This window comes from Microbulbifer sp. ABH2_005 (assembly GCF_056160005.1).
The window spans coordinates 467961-489202 of sequence record NZ_JBSWWI010000001.1; the positions used below are offsets into that span (position 1 = coordinate 467961).

17 protein-coding genes are annotated in these 21242 nt (G+C 51.0%); 3 read left to right on the top strand and 14 right to left on the bottom strand.

Translation table 11 applies throughout. The features are described 5' to 3' along the window. Window positions 1-80: 80 nt before the first annotated feature. The 3 genes from ispA to ACXAFI_RS02035 all read right to left on the bottom strand — a co-directional run bounded on the left by ispA (window position 81) and on the right by ACXAFI_RS02035 (window position 2817). Complete coding sequence (gene ispA / locus ACXAFI_RS02025) at window positions 81-989, bottom strand: (2E,6E)-farnesyl diphosphate synthase (RefSeq protein WP_475107481.1); 909 nt, start codon at window positions 987-989, stop codon at window positions 81-83. Window position 990: 1 nt separating this feature from the next. Then, on the bottom strand, window positions 991-1242 hold the full coding sequence (locus ACXAFI_RS02030; RefSeq protein WP_152454895.1) for an exodeoxyribonuclease VII small subunit: 252 nt from the start codon (window positions 1240-1242) through the stop codon (window positions 991-993). Window positions 1243-1323: 81 nt separating this feature from the next. Further along, the gene (locus tag ACXAFI_RS02035) at window positions 1324-2817 is read right to left on the bottom strand and encodes a PQQ-dependent sugar dehydrogenase (RefSeq protein WP_475107482.1); all 1494 of its coding nucleotides are present in this window, start codon (window positions 2815-2817) and stop codon (window positions 1324-1326) included. 806 nt (window positions 2818-3623) lie between these two features. On the opposite strand from ACXAFI_RS02035, the gene ACXAFI_RS02040 reads away from it, so the two are divergent. Beyond that, complete coding sequence (locus ACXAFI_RS02040; protein ID WP_152454893.1) at window positions 3624-4193, top strand: HNH endonuclease; 570 nt, start codon at window positions 3624-3626, stop codon at window positions 4191-4193. A gap of 69 nt (window positions 4194-4262) precedes the next feature. Here ACXAFI_RS02040 and ACXAFI_RS02045 read toward each other — a convergent pair whose 3' ends face one another. From ACXAFI_RS02045 to ACXAFI_RS02070, 6 genes are all read right to left on the bottom strand, one after another. Continuing rightward, the gene (locus ACXAFI_RS02045; RefSeq protein ID WP_475107483.1) at window positions 4263-5267 is read right to left on the bottom strand and encodes a D-alanine--D-alanine ligase; all 1005 of its coding nucleotides are present in this window, start codon (window positions 5265-5267) and stop codon (window positions 4263-4265) included. Window positions 5268-5271: 4 nt separating this feature from the next. Beyond that, a complete protein-coding gene (gene mepA / locus ACXAFI_RS02050) occupies window positions 5272-6183 on the bottom strand; it encodes a penicillin-insensitive murein endopeptidase (protein WP_475107484.1) in 912 nt (303 codons plus the stop codon). Between the two features lie 76 nt (window positions 6184-6259). Next, window positions 6260-7333 (bottom strand): histidinol-phosphate transaminase, encoded by a 1074-nt coding sequence (gene hisC / locus ACXAFI_RS02055; protein WP_475107485.1) that lies wholly within the window; start codon window positions 7331-7333, stop codon window positions 6260-6262. Then, a complete protein-coding gene (locus ACXAFI_RS02060; RefSeq protein WP_475107486.1) occupies window positions 7333-8367 on the bottom strand; it encodes an FHA domain-containing protein in 1035 nt (344 codons plus the stop codon). Before ACXAFI_RS02060 ends, hisC begins: the two co-directional genes overlap by 1 nt. Beyond that, the gene (locus ACXAFI_RS02065) at window positions 8358-9662 is read right to left on the bottom strand and encodes a S1C family serine protease (protein WP_475107487.1); all 1305 of its coding nucleotides are present in this window, start codon (window positions 9660-9662) and stop codon (window positions 8358-8360) included. Before ACXAFI_RS02065 ends, ACXAFI_RS02060 begins: the two co-directional genes overlap by 10 nt. 111 nt (window positions 9663-9773) lie before the next feature. Continuing rightward, the gene (locus ACXAFI_RS02070; RefSeq protein ID WP_475107488.1) at window positions 9774-11555 is read right to left on the bottom strand and encodes a trans-sulfuration enzyme family protein; all 1782 of its coding nucleotides are present in this window, start codon (window positions 11553-11555) and stop codon (window positions 9774-9776) included. 527 nt (window positions 11556-12082) lie between these two features. On the opposite strand from ACXAFI_RS02070, the gene ACXAFI_RS02075 reads away from it, so the two are divergent. Then, entirely contained in the window at window positions 12083-12586 is a 504-nt protein-coding gene (locus ACXAFI_RS02075; protein ID WP_475107489.1) for a hypothetical protein, read from the top strand. Here ACXAFI_RS02075 and ACXAFI_RS02080 read toward each other — a convergent pair. From ACXAFI_RS02080 to ACXAFI_RS02100, 5 genes are all read right to left on the bottom strand, one after another. Beyond that, complete coding sequence (locus ACXAFI_RS02080) at window positions 12583-15126, bottom strand: protein kinase domain-containing protein (protein WP_475107490.1); 2544 nt, start codon at window positions 15124-15126, stop codon at window positions 12583-12585. The two genes, ACXAFI_RS02075 and ACXAFI_RS02080, sit on opposite strands and share 4 nt — an antisense overlap. A gap of 378 nt (window positions 15127-15504) precedes the next feature. Beyond that, on the bottom strand, window positions 15505-16479 hold the full coding sequence (locus ACXAFI_RS02085) for an FHA domain-containing protein (RefSeq protein WP_253868706.1): 975 nt from the start codon (window positions 16477-16479) through the stop codon (window positions 15505-15507). A 641-nt stretch (window positions 16480-17120) separates the two neighbouring features. Beyond that, window positions 17121-17687, bottom strand: coding sequence for a YceI family protein (locus ACXAFI_RS02090; RefSeq protein WP_444920052.1), 567 nt, complete (start codon window positions 17685-17687; stop codon window positions 17121-17123). Beyond that, window positions 17684-18295, bottom strand: a complete 612-nt coding sequence (locus ACXAFI_RS02095) for a cytochrome b (protein ID WP_475107491.1) — start codon at window positions 18293-18295, stop codon at window positions 17684-17686. Before ACXAFI_RS02095 ends, ACXAFI_RS02090 begins: the two co-directional genes overlap by 4 nt. Window positions 18296-18566: 271 nt before the next feature. Beyond that, a complete protein-coding gene (locus ACXAFI_RS02100; RefSeq protein ID WP_152454883.1) occupies window positions 18567-19232 on the bottom strand; it encodes a hypothetical protein in 666 nt (221 codons plus the stop codon). A gap of 252 nt (window positions 19233-19484) precedes the next feature. Here ACXAFI_RS02100 and ACXAFI_RS02105 point away from each other — a divergent pair, with 252 nt between their 5' ends. Then, a complete protein-coding gene (locus ACXAFI_RS02105; RefSeq protein ID WP_475107492.1) occupies window positions 19485-21179 on the top strand; it encodes a dipeptidase in 1695 nt (564 codons plus the stop codon). The last annotated feature ends 63 nt before the right edge of the window (window positions 21180-21242 follow it).

The following is a 21242-nucleotide window of genomic DNA, read 5'->3' on the forward strand; positions in this document are numbered from 1 at the left end:
GCTACAGATGGTATTAGTGAGGGGGATTGTATGCCTGTGACGGGCATATTGCATCCCAGTGGCGGGGCGGGAGCCCCGACTTAGTGGCCGCGCTGGACGATATAATCTGCCAGCTGCCTCAGCAATAGTGTATCGCCCGGTAGGGCTTTGAGGGCATCCAGGGCCTCCCTGTGCAAGCCCTGCAGCTTCTCTTTGGCGCCATCAAGGCCCAGTAGGGAGACATAGGTGGGTTTGTTGAGCAGGGCATCCGCGCCCTGGGTTTTACCCAGCACCGCGGTGTCTGCAGTGATATCGAGGATGTCGTCCTGTACCTGGAAAGCCAAGCCAATGGCCTCAGCGTAGAGGGTGAGCGCTTTCAGTTGACTACTGTCGGCCCCGCCGAGGAGGGCGCCTATGCGCGCACTGGCGCGAATGAGGGCGCCCGTCTTCAGGCGATGCATCTTTTCCAGCTGTGCCAGGGAGAGGGTTTTATCCACAGAATCCAGGTCTATGGCTTGGCCCGCCACCATCCCTCGCCCGCCGGATGCTTTGGAGAGCTCAGCGATAAGCTGTAACTTCACCGAGGGTTCTGTGCTATCGGCCAACAGCAGCTCGAATGCCTGGGTTTGCAGTGCATCACCGGCGAGAATGGCCGTGGCCTCGTCAAAGGCGATATGGCAGGTGGGACGGCCACGACGCAGGTCGTCGTCATCCATGGCCGGCAGGTCGTCGTGCACCAGCGAGTAGGCGTGAATGCACTCCAGGGCCGCGGCGCTGGCATCACATTTGGCTGGATCGAAATCCACGCCATAAAAGATCTGGGCGCAGGCGTAGACGAGTGCCGGGCGCAGGCGCTTGCCGGGGCCAAGGGCAGCATAGCGCATGGCCTCGAAGAGCTTATTTGCACCGGGGACAGACTCGGCCAGGGTATCGCGCAGTCGGGTTTCCACACGCTGAGAGGCGCCCTTAAGAAAAGCACTCAGCTCAGAGGGCGGAGTTGGGGCGTTCATTTTAGAGGTCGCCCGTGGAGTCGTCGGCCTCGAACGGCAGCTCGCGAATACTGCCGTTTTCTTCCATCAACATTTTGACCTTCTGTTCGGCGCTGGCGAGTTTTTTCTGGCACTCTCTGGTGAGTTTGACTCCCTGCTCAAAGTCGGCCAGGGCCTCTTCCAGTGGAAGATCACCCGCCTCCAGGCGCTCCACTAATTCTTCCAGGGCTTCCAGGCTCTGTTCAAAAGTTGCCGATTTTTTCTTTGCCGCCATAGCATCGCCTCGTAATTGCGGGGCAACCTTAGCCGTTGGCGCGGCAGGGGTCAATTGGCACTGCTCAGGGGCTGATATGGGTTATTGCAGGGCTTCGCGCGATAGCAGGTAATGAGCCAGTGCTTTTTTCTGCTTGTCGGTAAGGTCATACCTGGGCATCGGGGGCGTTGGGGCATCAAAGTAGTCCGCCAGGCTTTGTAGTGTGTACTTTTTGTTGAGTCCGGTTAACGGCACTTGCTGCTGGTGGCACTGGGCGCAATTGTGACTGAGGTAAAGTGTTCTTCCCTCGCGCGCGGCGGTGGCATCGGTTGGTGGCGGTTTCTTGGGTACCCTAGGTGTGGTAGGTGCTTTCTCCGCTGATAACTTTACTTTTTGTGGGGTAGCGGTTTGTGGGGTAGCGGTGGGTGAGAGACGATAGATGGCTCCTGCGTAATCGTCGGAAATATAAATATTGCCTTTACCATCCTCGGCAATTGCCACTGGCCTGCCGGAAACCTCCTTGCGGTTTTCGCTGAGGAAGCCCCAGAGGAAGTCCCGCTGGGAGATCTTTCCACCTTCATCCCAGTGCAGGGAAACCACTTTATAACCATCTTTTACACTTCTGTTCCAGGAGCCGTGCAATGCGACTAAAGCGGCCCCACGGTAACCTGCGGGTTGCTCCGGGCTGCGCAGGAAGCGGATGCCGAGTGGAGCATTGTGTGCGGCAAACTCGTGCACTGGTGGCAGGGAAGTGGCGATCATCTCTTTGATGGTGGGGTCTTCATCATCGATAAAATCTGGGTCTGGCACCCGGTCGCCATAGGCATAAGGCCAGCCATAGAATTTGTCGGGGTGGATCAGGTTGAGTTCATCGGGTGGTAGGTTGTCGCCCAGCCAATCCCGACCGTTATCGGTGGCGTAGAGTCCGCCATCCTTGGGTGACCAGTCAAACCCCACGCTGTTGCGTAAACCGGTGGCGAATATTTTTAGATCACTACCATCGGGACGTAGGCGCATGATGCTGGCGCGGCGGCGATCTTTCTCTACACAGACGTTACAGCTGGAGCCACTACTCAGGTATAGCCAGCCATCCGGCCCCTTCTCGAGGGTTTTGGTCCAGTGGCCACTGTCCTCCAGGCCTTCGACGATTCTTTGGTACCGTCCAGCCAAACGGGTATCGGAGTGATCGAAGGGCACTCTGCCGACAGCATCGCTTTCTGCGATGTAAAGCCAGTTCTCATGCAGTAGAAGTCCATGTGGCCGGTTGAGATCGCCAATCAAGATGCGCTGGCTATCAGCGCGCCCATCACCATTGCGGTCGGGGGATAAAAGGGAAACTTGTCCCTTCTTTGGTTGGGAAACCAGAATATCCCCCGAACGGGTTATTGCCAGCCAGCGTGCATTGGGCACATCATCGGCGAATAGTTCTAGTTGATAGCCAGTGGTGGCAGATAATTTTTGAAGAACTTTCTGTTCGTTGGTTTTTGCGCCGCCAGTTATCTGGCGCCAGGGCACGCTAATACCCGAAGAAACCACAGTGAAGGCGCTTGAAACAACGGCGCTGAAGATAAGCAAAAAAATTAGCGTATATTTCAACGTCTTATTCCCTGTATCGATTGAACTTGAAATAAAGGTGTTTATAGTGGCCGCGCTCATGCACTGAGCCTTGTTTTAGCACAGTGCTCCCACCGGGTCTCCCCTTCTTTTATGAAAGAAATATTTCACCTTGTGAGATATGTCTTACACAAAATTCAGCAGATTGCCCCTACTTTTTTTTCGCTTGATGTCCATAATTAACTGGCAGGGACGCAAAAGGGACTGCAACTCTGCGGCAAAGGATAAAAGGAATGCGCCGCTCGCCCTATGGATATGGGCACCATCCTGTGAGACGCACCGCCCGGGCCGGATTGCCTGGGCGGTGTTTTAAATGCTTCAAGCCCCAGCTAATTCTTTAAATAACTTCTGCTAGTTACCCCTCACACTCTTGACTCTTTCTCTAGTAGATTATTCTTAGTGGCTTCCATTTTATTGTAAGTCAAGTTCGTACTTGTCTGGAATTTGTAATATTTATCCGCTTTAATGATGAGAGGTCGGCCATAATTGCTCGGGCCGGTGGAGGATGGCGCATTCAGCAATCAATCATTAGCGGTGCCCGTTTATGCCCTGGCATTCCCTCATTGCTGGGCTGCTGTCAAATTGTCAGTGAAATCATCAGCGGGTCGTCTCTCTAATCATTTCAATGTCTTATCGAAACTGGACATTCCTGTTCAGGTTCAACTTCTTCTCTCTAGTTTCCAGTTGGTCTTTCAAAGCGGGCTTTTGGGCGCTTTAAAAATTTCCACTTTGCTCGTTATAGCGGCAGTGGGCCGGGTTTTTCTGTTTAATTGCGGGGAGGCGAGGTCATGCAAGCGCGAATTTTACGCCTGAATTTGGCGGGGCAACCATTAGATTGGCTCACTTGGCAGGAGGCCTCCTGCTTGTATGTACGCGATCTGGTTACCTGGTCTCTGGGGGGCATAGTACAGCGGGTACGCGGTGGGTTTAATCGAAATGGTGAGCGGTCCACCTTGGATCTGGCATCAATCATAGCTTGTGGCGGTGCTCGAATGGCGCGCCCACGCAGTCGTCCGCCACTCACAAACCGCGCACTTTTTTTTCGGGATGTTCATACTTGCCTCTATTGCGGCAATATTTTCAAATCGTTCGAGTTGACCAGAGATCACGTTATCCCTGTGTCGAAGGGAGGGATGGATTCTTGGGAGAATGTAGTTACAGCCTGCCGCCGCTGTAATCAGCACAAGGGCAATTATTTGCTTGAAGATATTGATATGGAATTACTGGCCTTGCCCTTTTGTCCCAATGCTGCGGAATATTTGGCTTTGATTAATAGTGAGCGGATACGCGGGGATCAGATGGAATTTCTGCGCAGTCAGTTTTCCCGTCGTCGTCAGCAGGACTGGTTGTTACATTAACTCTTGGGAAGTTATTGAAATTAAAAAAGGGGCATGGGCCCCTTTTTCAAGCAAAAGCTAAAACAGTAATTAATTTTCTGATTGGGCTACGGATGAACGAATCTGGCTAGTCAGATACTCAGTGAAATCATGACCGTGGTTTTGCATCATTTTGGGGAACATAGAGTTGGGGGTCATGCCGGGAAAGGTGTTCACTTCATTCAGATAGAGTTCCCCCTCCTCCGTCAGGAAAAAGTCGATGCGGGATAGATCTTTAAGTTTGAGCGCCTTAAAAGTACGCAATGAGACTTCCTGAATCCACGCGAGTTGTTCTTCATTGAGGCCTTCAGCTTTAATAAAAGTCTCAGCGCGACTGCCAGTAGCATATTTTTCTTTGTAGGTATAAAAAGTATCTGCCGGTGCGCGGACCTCTCCGGGGTGGGTGGCTATCAGCTCTTCGCCAAAAGTGTACACCGCGACTTCCAGTTCGCGAGCATTTAGCGCTTTTTCGATCAGCACGTAGGATGAGAGGGTAAATGCTTCTGCTATTGCATTTTCTAGATCTTCCTTACGACTGACTTTAAAGCAACCTACCGAGGAGCCCTGGTTTGACGCTTTAACAAAAACCGCCTCCCATTCTTCCAGTGCTGCGTGGGCTTTGCCCAGTTCCTCAGCTTCAAGGCTGTGTAAGAATAAATAGGGGGTATTATCGATTCCCAGTGCGCTCAACCACATTTTTGTTTTAATTTTATTAAAACAAATTTTGCTCGCCTCGGGTGCTGACCCAAAATAGGGAATACTGTACATATCTAATTGGGACTGTAGATCGCCCGTTTCCCCAGGGTATCCGTGGATCGCGGGGATAACGTAATCTACATTCCAGGCATTGCCTTCTTCATCGCGAATTTTGCCATCGTAGAAGATATGGTAGACGCGGCCCTCTTTATCGGTGAGGCAACCGCTCGAGTCCATTTCTACTCGCATTAGGGCAATATCTTCGGATTCTGCCAGTTGCCCTTCAATAAAGTCTGCGGTGCGCAGGGATACTTCGTGCTCGCTGCTGCCACCGCCGCAGATAAGCAAGGTGTTGATCATAGAGTTATTCCGTCGTGGTGCCGGCCGGGGGTGCCAGTAAAACTTGCTGACACTGTTGCGGCATCGTCTTGGGTTTGGGTTTTGTCGGTTGGGTCTTAGTGCCGTTCAGTATTGCGTAGAATTCTTCGCTAAACCACCAGTCCAGGTCATTGCCACAGGGTGCGGTGCGCACGGGGGCCTGGGGTTTACAGTCGCTGCTGCCGGCCGGGCAGGACAGTCGTACATGAAAGTGATAATTGTGTCCCCACCAGGGCCGAACCTTTCGCAGCCACTCATTGTCGGTACCGGAAACTTCACATAAATGACGCTTGATGGTGGGGTGTACAAATATACGCTCGACCCGTTGGTCTTCAGCGGCCATACGGAGGATCTTGGGTACTCGCTCGTCCCAGTTCTCCTCAATCAAACGGTGCTGGCGAGTATCTGCCAAGGGGATAGCGGAGATATTATCGCGTTCCCATTCCGTCAGCGCACGCTCAGCGGCGCGTCTGTCCTGTGAATACCAGATATCCACATCCAGGCCGGTCTGGTGACTGCTATGTCCTCCGCTGCCAAAGGGGCCACCGCGCGCCATCGACATATCACCAATCTGTATCCTGCCGAGATTACTTTGCGCGACACTTTGGGAAAAGTCCCTCAGGAAAGCGATGGTATCTGGGTGCGCGAAATGTCGATCGCGACTGGTGCGAACCAGCTGGTAGCCCTCACCGCGCAGTGGGAGGGTTTCCCCTCCGGCCAGGCAGCCATTGGTGTAGGTGCCTATGCTGGCTGAATCTTGAGCGCTGGGGCTCTCGCTCTCCTCCCAGGGATTGGCCTGGGCCTGGAAGCCTAGAGCGGCAGAGGCGATAACCAATGATTGGGTGAATAACTTGATATTGGCTGACAGTCTGGGGCGCTTAAAAAATAAGAGAGACATAAATCCCTAGTTACCGGTAAGTCTGGTGGTCGGGTTGCGCGAGGCGCGGACCCGACGAGTATAGACAGACAGTGTACTAGCTCTGTGACGCAAGTATCTCTTTGCAGTTCCCTATGAGTTGATCCATTTCTTTATCGGTGCCAATGGAAATGCGCAGGTACTCACTGATACGGGGCTTATCGAAGTAGCGTACCAGAATACCCCGCTCACGCAGGGCCAAGTAGAGGGTCTCGGCACCAGGGGCTGGGGGCTTCGCCAGGATAAAATTCGCCATAGAGGGAATAACTTCGAATCCCAGCTCCAGCAAAGCCTCCTCTGTTCTTGAGCGTGTAGCGACCACCTTGTCACAGTTGTCCTCGTGCCAGGCTCTATCGCGAATGGCTGCAGTTGCCACTTCTTGGGCAATCGCGTCGATAGGGTAGGAGTTGAAGGAGTTCTTTGCGCGCAGCAGCCCTTCAATTAAGTGCTCCTGGCCCATGGCAAAGCCGAGGCGCAGACCGGCTAGTGCATAGGACTTCGACAGGGTGTGAATTACGAGTAGGTTGGGGTATTGCTCAATGAGCTGAGTGGCGCTCTCGCCCCCAAAGTCGATGTAGGCCTCATCAATGATGACCACCCGCTCTGGCTGCAGCTGCAGCAGCGCCTCAATCCTATCGAGCGATAGGTGGCGCCCTGTAGGCGCATTGGGATTGGGGATAATAACCCCGCCAGCGGCACCCGAGAAACCCTCTACATCGAGGCTGAAATCTTCTAAAAGGGGGATGCTACGAGACTCTATGCCAAAGAGCTGGCAGTACACTGGGTAGAAGCTGTAGGTGATATCTAGGAATAGTAAGGGTTCGTTGCGGCGGAAAAAGCTGTAAAAGCTCAGAGCCAGTACTTCATCGGAGCCATTGCCGACGAAGACTTGCTTATCATTTAGACCGTAACGCTCAGCAATGGCTGCGCGCAGCTCACAGGACTCTGGGTCTGGATAGCGCCTTAGAGCATCGGCAAAATTCCTCTGTGCTAATAGTGCCAGTGCCTGAGGTGAGGCGGGATAAGGGTTTTCGTTGGTGTTTAGTTTAATCAGGGTTGTGCCACTGGGCTGCTCACCGGGGGTGTACGGCTCCAGTTGCTCCAAGCCGGGACTCCAAAACGATGTATTCACTACTCTACCTCTGCGCTATCGTCTTCTGCGGAAGAGCTGTCCTTGCTTCCTTTCTCTGACTCGTCATTTTTGATGGGAATATCAAATTGTGCCGCTGAACCGGTGACAAATTCCTGCATGGGCACCGGTTTACGCAGCAACATATTATCGTATTTGAGTTCGGTAGAAATCTCAGGTGTTTCACTGAAGTCATCAATCGAGCTGATTGTTTCCACCAGGCTGAGGCCTAGAAATCCGATTGGTAGTATCAAAGCTACGGCCCATCGCCAAGCACGCCCAAGATTGGTAGCCAGGTAACAAGCGCACCAGAGCATGGCGGGTAGTATGATGGCGAGCACTAGGAAGTCCAGGACCTCCATGGTATTGCCGATGGCAAAGTTGTAATTCAGCACACTGCCGAACCACTCCCAGACGGCATAAGTGAGTGCGCCAATGGCGGCGATGGAGAGGTGGGCAAAAAAGTGTGTTTCATGACGCACCACTCGGCCTACGAAAGCCCAAACGCCCGCATAAATAACCAGGCCGATCACCGCACTCGCCAAAATATTGACAGCAATAGTCCACTGGTAAGTACGCGCGTAGCCGAGATAGCTGAGCAGCGCAGTGGACAGAGCCACAGCGAGCACCAGGAGGATGGCGTATAGAGGGTGGGACAGGCTGGCAAACAGGTTTTCCAGCGAGTGCAGTGGCGTGGCCTCGGCAACGCTGTCGTCGCAATTGAAGATCCGCAAGCGCGACTTGCCACACTGTATCAGGTCTCCAGAGGAAATCTGATGAGAAGAAATTTCCCCTGGTTTAATCGATCGATCCTTTAGGTTTCCCAATAGCTGGCTGCCATTGACCGTATTCAGGTCGTGCAGAATGTAATTGCCATCTTCTTCCCGGCGAATTTCCGCATGGCGCCCATCTGTATGAATATCTTCCAGAATAGCGTCGTTGCTGTAAGCGCGGCCCAGGGTGAATTTGTCGCCATCCATGCGATAGCGCATCTGTACCCGGTGAGCGCGGTTGAGTTCTTCAATTATCAGTGCCATTGGATTTCGCTCGTGAACTTCTCGGCAAAGGCGTCGGCAGACTCCCGGGTAAAGCCGGATAGAGTAAAGTGGCTGACCAGCGCGCGATTTTTTTGGTCCACGCTGAGGCTCAAGAAGAAGATATCGTAAAGGTCGGGGAAGTTTTTGTAGCGCCTGACACAATAGCTGGTGCGGCTAATTAGAGGCTTTTTACTCCGTTCAGGCTTGGATTGAGGACCATTGCCATTCCCATTGCGTGGTTGGGAGGTAAACCCCTGGCGGCAGCGGAAGTTGGTGACATCCTCCTCGCCGGCGCTGTTGCCTGGATAAAAGGTGCTCATCTGGTGTTCGTATTCCGCATAAAAACGCGCCGGTAAAAGGTTTTCGGCCTCGAGCCAGAAAAACTCGTATTCCACTCGGCCGGTATTGAATTCATCGGAGAGAAATATCACATCCTGCCCGGTGCAACCTTTGTCGATGCGTTTGATGGGATTGTCGCTATCTTCCTCACTGTTACCCCAGCATTTAATGGCAGGTACTATTTCTCCGACGACCTTGGCCTCCCCCAGAGAACGCCTTTGCCAGTCTGCCTCCAGTATGGAATCAATAATACGCTGTTGATTGTCGAGCAGTTGTTGGTAGGTGACCTCTTGAAGGTCCAATGCCACATTGCGCCGATGGAAGTGTTTTAGCAGGCTGATCAGTTTATCCACCGGCACCAGAAAGCTCACCTGATTTCCGGCAGTCGCCACATTGATGCCCACTACCTGGCCGCGGGTATTAATCGCAGGGCCACCACTCATTCCAGGGTTGATAGAGCCGGCGAAGTGAATGCGATCGTAAAAACTACCTCCGGCTATACCGTTGTAGGTGCCTGGTATCAAGGTCATTCCAAGATCCAGGGGGTTGCCGAGGGAGACAATGGTTTCGCCTTGTTTCGGCGTTTCAGTGGCGAGTTGCAGATATTCCTTACCTGGCTTGTCCTGGCGCAATAGCGCCAAGTCGTTGACGACATCAATATCCAGAAGCTTTAGAGTGCCTTTGGTGCCATCGGTTGAAAGATATTCCAGTATGTATTTATCCGGGTCGCTGACTGCTTGAGCGACGACATGGTAATTAGTGGCGAGTAGGCCATCGGCAGAAATCTGGAAACCTGAGCCGAGCCCGGCTTTGGAATTAGAAGATTTCTCGATCAGGCGGATTTGATAAAGGCTGCCACGGTAATCGCTGTAAAGCTGCTCATATCCCTGTGCCATAGCCAGAGTTGAGAAACAGAAGAGCACCCAGGCCAGAAGTTGGGCGGAAAAATTCGGCATTTTTGTTTGATTAAATTATGGACAGAAGCGGTGATACTACGGGATATAGAGTAGTGCAACAAGCGGGGCACGGCCGAGGATAATAGCCGTGCGCCCTTGTTTTCACTCCCTTTACAGGTAATCGATGATTTTCGGTTGTGCCTCTACGACTTTTTGATGCGACTCCAGATAAAAGCGCGTAAAAATTGCATCCGCCTCCTGTGGTGACATAAAGCCTTCACTAAACCCTGGGCTGACCGGATCCAGGTGTAGGCGCGCACAACTGATCACATGAGCCGCCAGCTGGGCCATGTTTTCATCTCCCACGGAAATACGGATTGTGGTTGAGAATATTCCTGCCGCCTCCATGGCTTGAGGAGAGAGTTCAGAGTGAGAGGTGAGTGCTGGGCAGAGTACCATGGTATTGGTCTGTCCCAGGCTTACCATCTGTCCAAAGGCTGGCTCCAGGGCATCGAAGAAGCTCTTGAAAGCTTCTGTAGGAATTTGTGCCGCTTCCATATCAATACTGAACAGTGGCGTCGGCAGCTGATAGCGCATCAGGGTTTCACGCAGGGTTGAGTTTGGGTGGCTTTCCACTGCATGGCTATTCACCCGGATTTTACTGTGGCTGGCGAAGAAATGGCTGAGGCAAAGAGTATTGATGCACTTGGTCAACATACGCATTTCCAGAGTGCGCATACCGCAGTGCACTTCCCAGGCCTTGTCTGCATCGAGGAAGGCGCCTTTGATGTAATACACATCCCAGAACATGCACTGATCCCAGTTCAGGCCCTTAGCACTGTCTCCCTTGGGAATAAACATACGATGGTTCTCCCCAATCACTACGCCGGCGGTTGCAGCGCCTGTGCCGCCAATATCTTTGGTGTAGGAGTGCACTACGAAGTCAGGTCTTTCCTCGCGATCTTTGCGCCGCAGTGGTTGATAGAGGAAAGGAGTGGCCAGGGTGGCATCCAAGCTGACCAGAATATTTTCCCGGTGCGCAGCCTTACAGATAGCTGGTACATCCAACATGATACCGTGGGGATTGCAGGGCGACTCGATATAGACATGAAGTTTGGAGCCTTGCTGAAGGGCATCGGCATAATCGCGCTGGGTGTCGGCGATCAGTTTTTCAAAGTCTTCGCCGCTGGTGCCATCAAACCAAACCAGCTGGATTGCCAGCTTATCGGGGCGTGCATAAAAGTCCTGTAATAGCTGGTGCACGCCCCCATAAATATTACGCGAGACGATCAGAATATCGTCGCGGCGTAGCTGATTGGAAAGCAGCGCATCAATGGCGGCCATTCCAGAGTTGAAGTTCCAGGCCATATATTCATTAGCCGCCGGTCCGCACTCCAGATCCACAATGGCGTTGGCCAGGGAGATAGAAGTGGGGTTGAGTAGGCGTGAGTAGATATCGTGACTGGGTTCACGGCCGCGGAAGGCGTCATCCACCCACTCGGTACAGGCATAGATATAAGTAGCGGTGCGTGCAATAACCGGGGTAGCGGAAAAAATCGCAGGGATATTATCGAACAGTGGGTAGCCACCGCGGGTGGTGATATTGAAATCGTCCCCTTGCAGGCTCTGAAAGCTGGCACGCAGTGGATTTTGCAGGGTGTCTAACAGTTTTGCCAGCTGGAAACTCATAAAACGTTTGGCATTGAAGTAGGCAATTTTGTCGGACCGATCCAGTCGATTCAGCGTCTCGTTTACCTGGCTCCAGAGCTGATTCAAGTTGCCCTGGGCCTGATATAACAGCGCCGCAGTTTGCTCCAGTAAACGCCCGTGCTCCGATTCCCGGTCAATACAAAAATGCTGCAGTTGCTCCCGAGCAAGCTCCGTAATATTAGCGGCTTCGGTACTGTTGCGGCGGGGTGAGAGAATTTTTACATCTTCGAGATTCGCTTCCATCGTATCCTCACTAGGTGATGCTTTTTGTTATTTGGTGACTCTAACAGTCTAAGAGTGAGGATAAAATACCTGGCGTGTAATTCCTTGTAATTGGCCGTGATAGACCTGTAATCCCCGGATTCGTAAAGTAGCTACCAGTTGAGGGGGTACGGGAGATTGTGAAAGCGGTTCCCAGCCACGGATGGGCAGCCCCCGCAACATTTCGGATGGATTTAGTATTTTCGCACTGTCGGAGGTGCGAGAAGTGGGAAGAATCAGCGCAAGCTGAGCGGACAAGCTGGAACCGACGGGTGCAGAGTCTTAGTCGGACCTTGTGGATGAGCTTGCCCGGGGCACGGATGCCAAATTTTGCTCTTGATAGTGTTGTTGTAACCGTCGATGGTTGGGACCATCATTCCGGGCCGGCAGTGGCTATACTGCCGGCTTTTTTTCAGAGCGGAACTGGTTATCATGACGCAGTCACAGACGTATTTTACACAAGAAAAAACGTCTTGAGATGACACTAAATAACAAATTTAGACGAAGGGATGGAACAGATGAAAACTTGTGCTGAACGACCCTCTTTTGATTGTGTGGTGCCTAAAGAAGGGTTAACAGTTGAGTTGATGCTGCAACCACAAGAGCAGGCCAACAAAGAGCCCCAGTATTGGCCTCTCTATAATGTTGGAAATGATTGTGAAGAAGAGTACTTCGGTAATTGGAATATCAATATCCAAAGTGGTGGTGTGCTCACATTAAAAGTAACCCTGGACTTATCTAAGGTTCCTGGTAGAAATCTTGAGTTTGTTCGATATCGTCAGAGCCACAAGCTGGATGGTCTAATCGCATTAACCCCAGATTTTCGTCACCAGTTTCGTGCTAGAGCTAAGGAAGTAGATGGCGAATACTCCACTTTGATCATCAAAATCAAAGATAAGGAAGAAATTTCGGATAACTTCTCCTTCTTGTGGATGTGTGTAGACACAGAAACAGGAATGCACTTTGTTTCAGGAGATCCTGATGTTGTTATCTGCCCAATTCCAGATCCTTAATGGCAAATAAAGTCCTCTACAATCTTTGAGGTCTGAGGTTGAGCGCATAGTTGTTTGTACAATGGTAACGAGAACCACGTAGGGCTTAGCCCCTGGTTTATCAGCTGTTCTAGGTGGTAGTTAGCCGATTGCCATTCTTCAGCAAGAATATATACCAAGGCAGCTGTGCGTTTTACTGAGGTATTTTCAGGTGAGTCTCTGAGTAGATCTTTTAGTTGGGATATGGAATGGGCCGTCTCGCCAAGGTGGGCAAGGGCTTCTGTTCTATGTCTTCTAGATGGCAGGTCAGTGTTTTCCTGTGTTTGCTCTACAACTCTGGACCAATAAGTATCGGCTTTGTCGTCTTCAGAGAGCATGGTGTATGCCTCTGCAATATGGTAAAGCACAGTTGCATTGTTAGGGGAATCTTCAAGTAGCGCCTGGTGTACATTGAGTGCTTTCTCGTATTCGCCTTTTAAGAAAAGTATCGTGCCCAAGTTTGAGCGTGTTGACCAGTCACGTAGATCTGGTGGAATGGAAGTTATAGTTTTTTCTGCTACATCTAAGTTGCCTAATTGGAGCTCAATTGCTCCTAGTATGTTGAATGCCTTCCATCTACCAGGATAGTTGTATATCATTTTTTTTAGCACCTTTCGTGCAGCATCATGATTTCCCAGTGCTAAATAATTTATTGCAATGTAATACGAATTGTTAAATGTTGGGCTCAGTGCCGCAGCCTCTTGAGCATATTTTAAACTTTCTTCATGATGCCCTCTTATATATTGAAAGCGAGAAAATTGTGACAGTATATAGGCTGATGGATGCCCCTTCTTTTCTAGCTTTTTAAGAATTGATTCAAAACCTTTTTGGTCAACCGTTACAGATTTTATTGAAAGCTTGGCTTCAAGAATAATGTTTTCATTGTCAACAAGACCTTCAGCACTCACAAGGGCGCCTAAAGCTCGAGTGAGAAGCTTTTTATCATTTGTGATTGCAAATAGCGCGGTGGATGCTTTGGCATAGGCTGAGTATAAGTTGGGGTTATGCGGGTAGGTGCCTATTAGCTCTTCCAGCATGTCAAGGTCACTGTGTTGAATTACCCCATCTCCCCCAATTCTAGAGAGTGTATTTAGATAAATATTGTAATCGTCATTGCTCATTCTCACTTCCTCACTTGATTCTGTTCGATATTTTGGAGGGAAAAGCTGAATGGCATTATTGCCTATAGTGTATTGTGCCTCCTGCCTTTTATCCGTGAGAAATACGAAGCTGGTTTGCTGTTTAACATGGCTATCTATTGGATTGATACGCTGCAGTTCGATATTGCAGCGCAACTGCATGCAATCTAACCGGGCATGAAGTGCATCTGTGACCCCCTTATTTTGGAGGTCTTCTAGCTGTTCTTCATAGGTTGTGCCTTCTTTAAGTGTAACTAATGCACTAGACCTTAAGTGTGTGGGAACACTCATCAAGGCTTGTCTGGTCATTGTTTCGATAAGCATCTCTGCATTGTCTTCCCCTCTTACATTGCCATTTATTTCAATCGGGAGTACGGCAATGTACTGTGGGGGTAGTTGTAAATAGGTTCGCCAGCCCCAAAAAGTAAAAGCGCCCACTATTGCTAGGCCGATTAAACTAAAGCTAATTGGTCTGTTTTTCTTTCTCGGTTTTATAAGTAGTTGTGTAACGGTTTCTGAGTATTCTAGGGTGTTATTATCAATTCCATGCTTTCGCACCAGCTCAAGAGCCTCAAAGACCCTTTCAGCAGACTCAGGGCGTTGCTCTGGGCGCTTAGCAAGTAACCTATCTAATAATGCTGCAAGAGGCTTAGGGATCTCTGGCCAGGCTTGTTGCGGTGGAATATGGGGCTTGCTGGTAATTTGTTGAGCAAAAGCCAGTGCACTCTTATCGCCACGCTCAAAAGGTTTACGACCGCAAAGTAATTCATAGGCGATACTGCCGAGGCTGAATAGATCACTGCGGGCATCGAGGTTGGTGCCTTGCAACTGCTCGGGAGACATGGCTTGAACACTGCCGGCGATATGGTCTTCTCTGGTGAGCTGCTGGTCGCAGTCGAGGGCCTTAGCGATGCCGAAGTCGGTGATTTTGGCTACGCCATCATTGGTGACCAGGATATTTTCGGGCTTTAGATCCCGGTGGATAATCCCCAGGCAGTGGGCTTTCCCTAACCCCAGGCAGATTTGCATTAATAAGTCGAGTTTTTCAGCCAGTGTGGCGCTGCGCTCGCGCATCCATTCTTTAAGGGTAACACCTTCAACCAATTCCATGACCAGGGCGATATTGTGGTCTTCCTCCAGGACATCGTACAAACGTACAATGTTGGGGTGATTCAGTCTGGCTAATAATTGTGCTTCGCTGCGAAAACGGGCCTCGGCGGAGTTACCTGTCATATCAGAGCGCAACTGCTTGATGGCAACCTTACGTCCTAGCTTTACGTCCTCAGCCAGATAGACAACACCCATACCGCCAGCGCCAAGGGTGCGCTCTACCCTATAGCGGCCTTGATATACCTCAGTTTTCTCCAGCGCAACTACGTCCATTGTATTTAGTTCTTTTCGGATGGATAGGGGATTCTACCTGATAGTACATTTTCGTGAAGCCATCTGTCCTCTCTTCAGGGGAAATGGTTCACGTTATTCCATTTCTTTTGGATTGCTATCGGTTGCAGAAAACGGCAATTTAAGGTTTTTAAAGTCTTTACTTTAAGAAGCAGAGCAAGTGAGTTGTCGCTTGGTAATCACGTGCCTGGAGTTGTCCTAACCAATAGTCATATATGACAGAAAAGCCTGGCTTTCTATTCAGTAAGCCAGGACTTATGAGATAGGACCGAGTCTCCATGCCTGTCAGAGTATTGCAGTAATAGGCACAGAGCGATCTTTTGGCGACTGGGGGTAAGAAGAAAGGCCAGAGGCCAAAAATTAGGCTTCCTGTACCTCGGTCTTTGCTTCCAGCTGAGTACCTTTATAGATTTCAAACTGATGGCAACCCAGGCGAATCTCCCAGGAGCGTCGCTCTACCAAGTTTGAGGTATCTACCGCATCTGGTAATGACTCAGAGATTTGCTTACGTGCGCGAAAAATCTGAGTATTTAAATGGTTGACGGTGATGCCCAGCTCATGGGTGGCTACCTGAATAGAAACCCAGCCCTGAGAGTCTGCATCCATACCATTTTGCATATCGCGGAAGCGTGCCCGGGCTAGATACAGTAGCAGGTAGTTGTGAATTCGCGCCGGCAGGGACTGCTTCATTCCCTCTCGCTGCAGCTGTAATTGGACATGCTCCTCGTGGGAACTGACAGAAAAGCGCAACCCGAAGTCTGTAATAGACAGCTGCTGCAATGAGAGCTCTTTGGTTGCGCCCTGGTTATCGGCGAGAAACAGTTGCCAGCTTTGCAGGCCGCAATCAATGCGATCTCCGTGATTTACCAGGCGCTTGTTGCCGTCCTCACCGGTATCGCCGGTAAACTCATACTGCCACTGGGCGGTAACTGGACTGAAATGTAGGCTGGCGAGGGGTTCACTTTCATCTGGCAGCAGATGGTACTGCTCTAGAGGTTGGGCTTCCCCGGTTTTCAGGTCAATCAGTAAGTTCTCTGGGGCATCGAGATTCTCGACCACCCAAGCGGGGTTATTGACTCGGCCAAAGCAAACCTTGTCCCCGGTTTGCAATGGGTAGCTCTTGGCCGGAACCAGCTGTTGGCCATTTAACCAGGTCCCATTGCGGCTGAGGTCGCGAATGTTCCAATGAGTACCGGTCCACTGAATAGCCGCGTGAATACCAGAGATTTCGGCACTGGTGATGCGAGTGTCCACGGCCCCCTGACGGCGGCCGATAGTGTGGTGGGCCATCAGGTATACGGGCTGATCCCTATCTGGATGCTGTAAGCAAGCCATTGTCTTGTCCTTTTACTCCGGGTTACGCCGGGGGCTGAGTTGGAGCTTTTCACCACATCTGGTGGCGGCTCACTGTTACGGATGAGTTTACTCACTCGGCAGCAAAAAAGAGTGATCTCAAAATGCTATCGCCCCAGGCTCTCGGAAACCCGCTTTTTTAGGGTAATGCTAGGTTGACTCTTCCACCCCAAGAGGCGGGAGGTGAGAGCATACATTGGAGGCTGGAAACAGCGAAATCTTGAGATTCTTTTTATACCCAACTGTGGAGTGAATACAATCACTGCTACTACTAATAATTGCTATTTTCACTGAAAAGCGTCGGTGTCGTCAAAAGTAGCGTAATAGTTTGTGCTCACTTAGTGTGAACTAGTTAAAACTTTGCTTTTCTTTAGTTTCTTTGCAGTTACCCCGACCAACTGCTAGACGCCTTCTTCACCAATAGTTATAAACGGTGGCAGGTTTTGGTTAATTCATAGCGCTCTTCGATGCTGGCTAGTTGGTACTAATTTAATAGATCTTGCGCCGCTAAAAAATGCCAATTATGCGGTAGTTTCTGCCAGGGAGTATCAATGGGGAGTAGAGGTGGAAGAGTCCGGTTCGCTGTGAACCGGACTTTAAAGCAGTTTGCGAGTCCTTATCCCTTAGATACGAATCCCTTCAATATCGAGGATCATTTCAACCTTCTGGGAGGCTGGGCCCAGGTTGTAGTCGATGCCGAAATCCTTCAGGTCAAATTCAGTGGTACCGCTGAAACCCTGGCGGTAGCCACCCCAAGGGTCCTTACCACCGCCGATATTGGTGACGTCGATGGTTACCGGTTTGGTGACGCCACGCAGAGTTAACTCACCTTTTAAAAGTGCCTTACCGTCTTCCAATGGTTCGAAGCTGGTGCTTTTAAACGTTGCGTTAGGGAATTTTTCTGTGTGGAGAAAATCGGATCCACGCAGGTGCTTGTCGCGCTCGGCGTGATTGCTGTTGAGGCTGGTCACATCAATATCGACGTTAACGGAGGACTTTTCCGGTGCCTTGTCATCATAAAAAAATGAGCCGCTGAAATCGTCAAAACGTCCATACAGCCAGCTGTAGCCAAGGTGCTTGATGCGAAATTGAACAAAAGCATGAGCGCCTTTAGTGTCGATTTTGTATTCCGCTGCCTGGGCTGTAGTGCTAAGTAGAGCGACAAAAAGCAGGGCGGTGAGCTTCTTCATATAGAGGTTTCCTTTTTTGTGGTTGTAACTGTGTCTTGCTTGTTCTGGCGGCTAGGCATGCCAGGCAGACCGAGCATCCTGCGCAGTGTTGCATCCCTGTCGATAAAGTGGTGCTTCAGCGCTGCCAGGGCGTGGAGGCTTACAAGGGCGATTAGAGTCCAGGCCAGAATCTCGTGTAGGCTTCCTGCGATGTCTTCCTGGTTGGGAATGTCCTGGATGGTAGCTATTACACTAAACCACCCGAATACATCAATAGGGCGTCCATCGGCAGTGGAGATCAAGTACCCCGACAGCATAATGGCGAATAGCAGTAAGTAGATCAGACCGTGAATACCGTGGGCTGTGAGTGCCTGCCAGCGAGGTGTTCCAGGATCTGCTTTAGGTGTGGCATTGACTGAACGCCACAGTAGACGAAGCACCAAAGCGATCAGAAGCAAAACGCCAAGGCTCTTATGGATACTGGGAGCTTGTTGATACCAGGGGTTGTAATAGGATAACTGGCGCATCCACCAGCCGAGCGCAAAGACACCTATGACTGCTGGCGCCATCAGCCAGTGCAGTGCAATAGCGACCCAGCCGTATTGATTTTGATTATTGCGAGCCTGCAAGCTCTATCTCCAAATTTTTTGGCTGATAGGATGAAAAGATGAGACTTCGAGATGCCTGTCTGGCTAGCCTCGAATCCCTTAACCGCTTGGATCTTTTGGGGTGAAGAAGGCCAAGGGTGGCTAATTTCGCATCCGTCCGATCAGCGGGTTAAAACTTGGCGCTAGGGTATCGCTTTTGTTGCCCGTGACCAATGGTTGGCAGGAATCTTTGCGAGAGGGATCAATAACGATTGGTGGTGAGAACCACCGGGAAACCTCAGTAATTGCTCGGTTAATGCGGGCGGTTTTGACTACCTTCGCGCTCTGCTGCGAGAAGAATCCGCTCGCAGGACCCCCTATCCAGTGCCGAGGAGCGCTGTGCCAGCTGCTCCGCCAGCCAGCTGGTGGAGTGACGCTCGCCCTCCAGGGCCAACTGCTCAAGCTGCCAGATCACGTCGAGTAGTAACTGGCGTTCCAGTTTGTCTTCGCTCTCCTGGCTGGAAAACAGCTTGGGCTCGAGCCGCTCCAAATCGCTGCGTTTCAGCACCAACTCCGCCAAGCTGGGATACCAGCGGCCGCTAAATGGTTCTGGACGTTGGTGGTAGTCAAATGTGATTCGCAGGCGGTTGCCCTCGGCATCCTCCAGTAGGGGCGTGTCTTGCTCATAAGCGGGGAGGGCGGGACTGTGGCGGAGAATTCCGACGACCGCGCGCCAATCGCTGTGATTATCTGTGCAAAGGCGCAAGGGCTCGACCAGCTCTCTCTGCCCTTTTCGGTTGAGGAAAGTCAGCTTTTGTCCCGGTCGGTACCAGTAAAGATCGAGCAGCTTCTCCTCGGCTAAATCTGCCAGGTGGGTGCTGGTTAAGGGCTCTTCCGCCAGTGCACTCAGGTGGCTGACGGCTTGTTGGACGCTCAGCCACTGCTTGCGGTGGAAATGTTTGCCGTTGGTCGTCGCCATATGCTACTCACGCCTCGCGTTGCACTCCCAAAATTTTAGTAGCCCTGGAATGCTAGTGCCTACTAGCGCTTATAAGGGCTTTAGGCTGGTTTGGTTTGGTCTGTCATCTTTGATGGTTATTTTTTAACAGGCCTATGTAAGCTTGGAACTGATGATAGTTATTCCTATTACTGGCCGAGGTGGGAGGGATCCCTTCAAACACCTTTACATTCATATATCCGGTTAAATATTACGCTGGCGATTAGAAAGTGGATGAAGTTCACCTATTTCATTGCCCAGTTCAAAGTGTTGGCAGTTCCAAGTTTTACTATGGCGAAACTTCACACTCACTCCCAGGTGCTCTTAGCTGGCGATAATTACCTTCAGGGTTGGGGGATTATGGCGAGTGATGCTATTGGCTGGCGTGTACAATGGCACTTTTATTTGCCTGGGGGGCTCATGAAGTTACGACACGCTCTTTTACCGCTGTTTCTTTCTGCAAGCCTGTCTGTGCCTGTTGTGGCTGGGGTATCGTCCCAGGCTCAGGATGCATCCGACTATGCGGTCGATAAATACGAGGTCGCCATGACCGAGACTCTGGCGAGCTTGGTGCGTTTTGAAACCGTAGCCCGCGAAGACCTACCATTGGATCGAAACCCTGAATTTATAGGCTTTAAAAAGACTTTGCAGGAGAAGGCTGGAGAGCTGGGGCTGGAATACCAAGATTTTGGTCATGTTGTGGTCATTGCTCTGGGTGAGGGCTCAGAGAAAGTGGGTATTGTTACCCATGGGGATGTTCAGCCAGCCAACCCGGCTAAATGGCAGAAAAGCCCGTTTATCCTGGATGCAGAAAGTGAGCCCGGCAAGCTGATTGCCCGAGGCAGTGAGGACGATAAGGGCCCCATCGCCACAGCACTCTACGCAATGAAAGCGATCAAGGACCAGGGTGTACCTATGAAGCGCCGGGTTGAGCTTCTGGTCTATTTAGCGGAAGAGTCGGACTGGGAGCCCCTCAAGAAATTCCTGAAAACTTATCCCACCCCCGCCTACAACATCACCATAGATGCCAGCTATCCGGTGGTAACGGCAGAGAAGGGGTGGAGTGAGGTACAAGTTACCACAGCTGGTGTACTGCCAAATAGCTTTGATAAACCCTATGTTAAAAGCTTCACTGGGGGCTACTTTCGCAGTCAGGTGCCTGATGAGGCTCGTGCGCTACTGGAAAATGTCAATACTGAGTTAGTTGCGGCTATTCGTGCTCGTGCCGCTCAACACAAGGCCACTTCTTTTGAGTTTATCGGCGGTAACGGCAGTTTAGAGATTATCGCTCGTGGTGTGGCCACCCACAGTTCAGAGCCTGAGCATGGGGTTAACGCGATTGCGTATTTAGCGGATGTGCTCAGTGTGCACCAGTGGCCCGCCAATAGTGCTGGTTCGACGGTGCGTTATTTGAACGACCTGGTTGGCACTGGCATCCTGGCGGAGCAGTTTGGTGATATCGCTTACAGCGATGCATTTATGGGGCCTATGACGGCAGTGGTTACCATGGTGAAGGAGACAGACTCTGGTCTGACCAGCTATCTCAATCTGCGCCGTCCAACAGGGAAGACAGCTCCCCAACTGGAAAAGGAGATCCACGCAGCCCTAGCCAATTGGCAGGAACGCACGGGTATTGCACTTGCAGATACAAAAGTTACGCTGGGGAATCCCTACAGGGTGGACGATGCTCCTCATGTAAAGCCACTCTTACAAGTTTTTCGCCACTTTACCGGTATGGAAAAGGCTGAACCTGTGGCGATTGGAGGTTCCACCAATGCCAAGCTGCTGCCAAATGCCGTGAGCTTTGGTCCCTCCATGCCTGGAGCTGCATACACCGGGCACTCTGAGCACGAATTTATTACGGTTGAGCAGTTTCGCCTGAATTTAAAAATGTATACCGCGATGATGATTGAGGTAGCTAACCTCTAGTCAGGTCTGTAGTGGAGACTTTATATAGAAGTAAGATAGTGTGCGCTCGAGGATAGCCAGGTA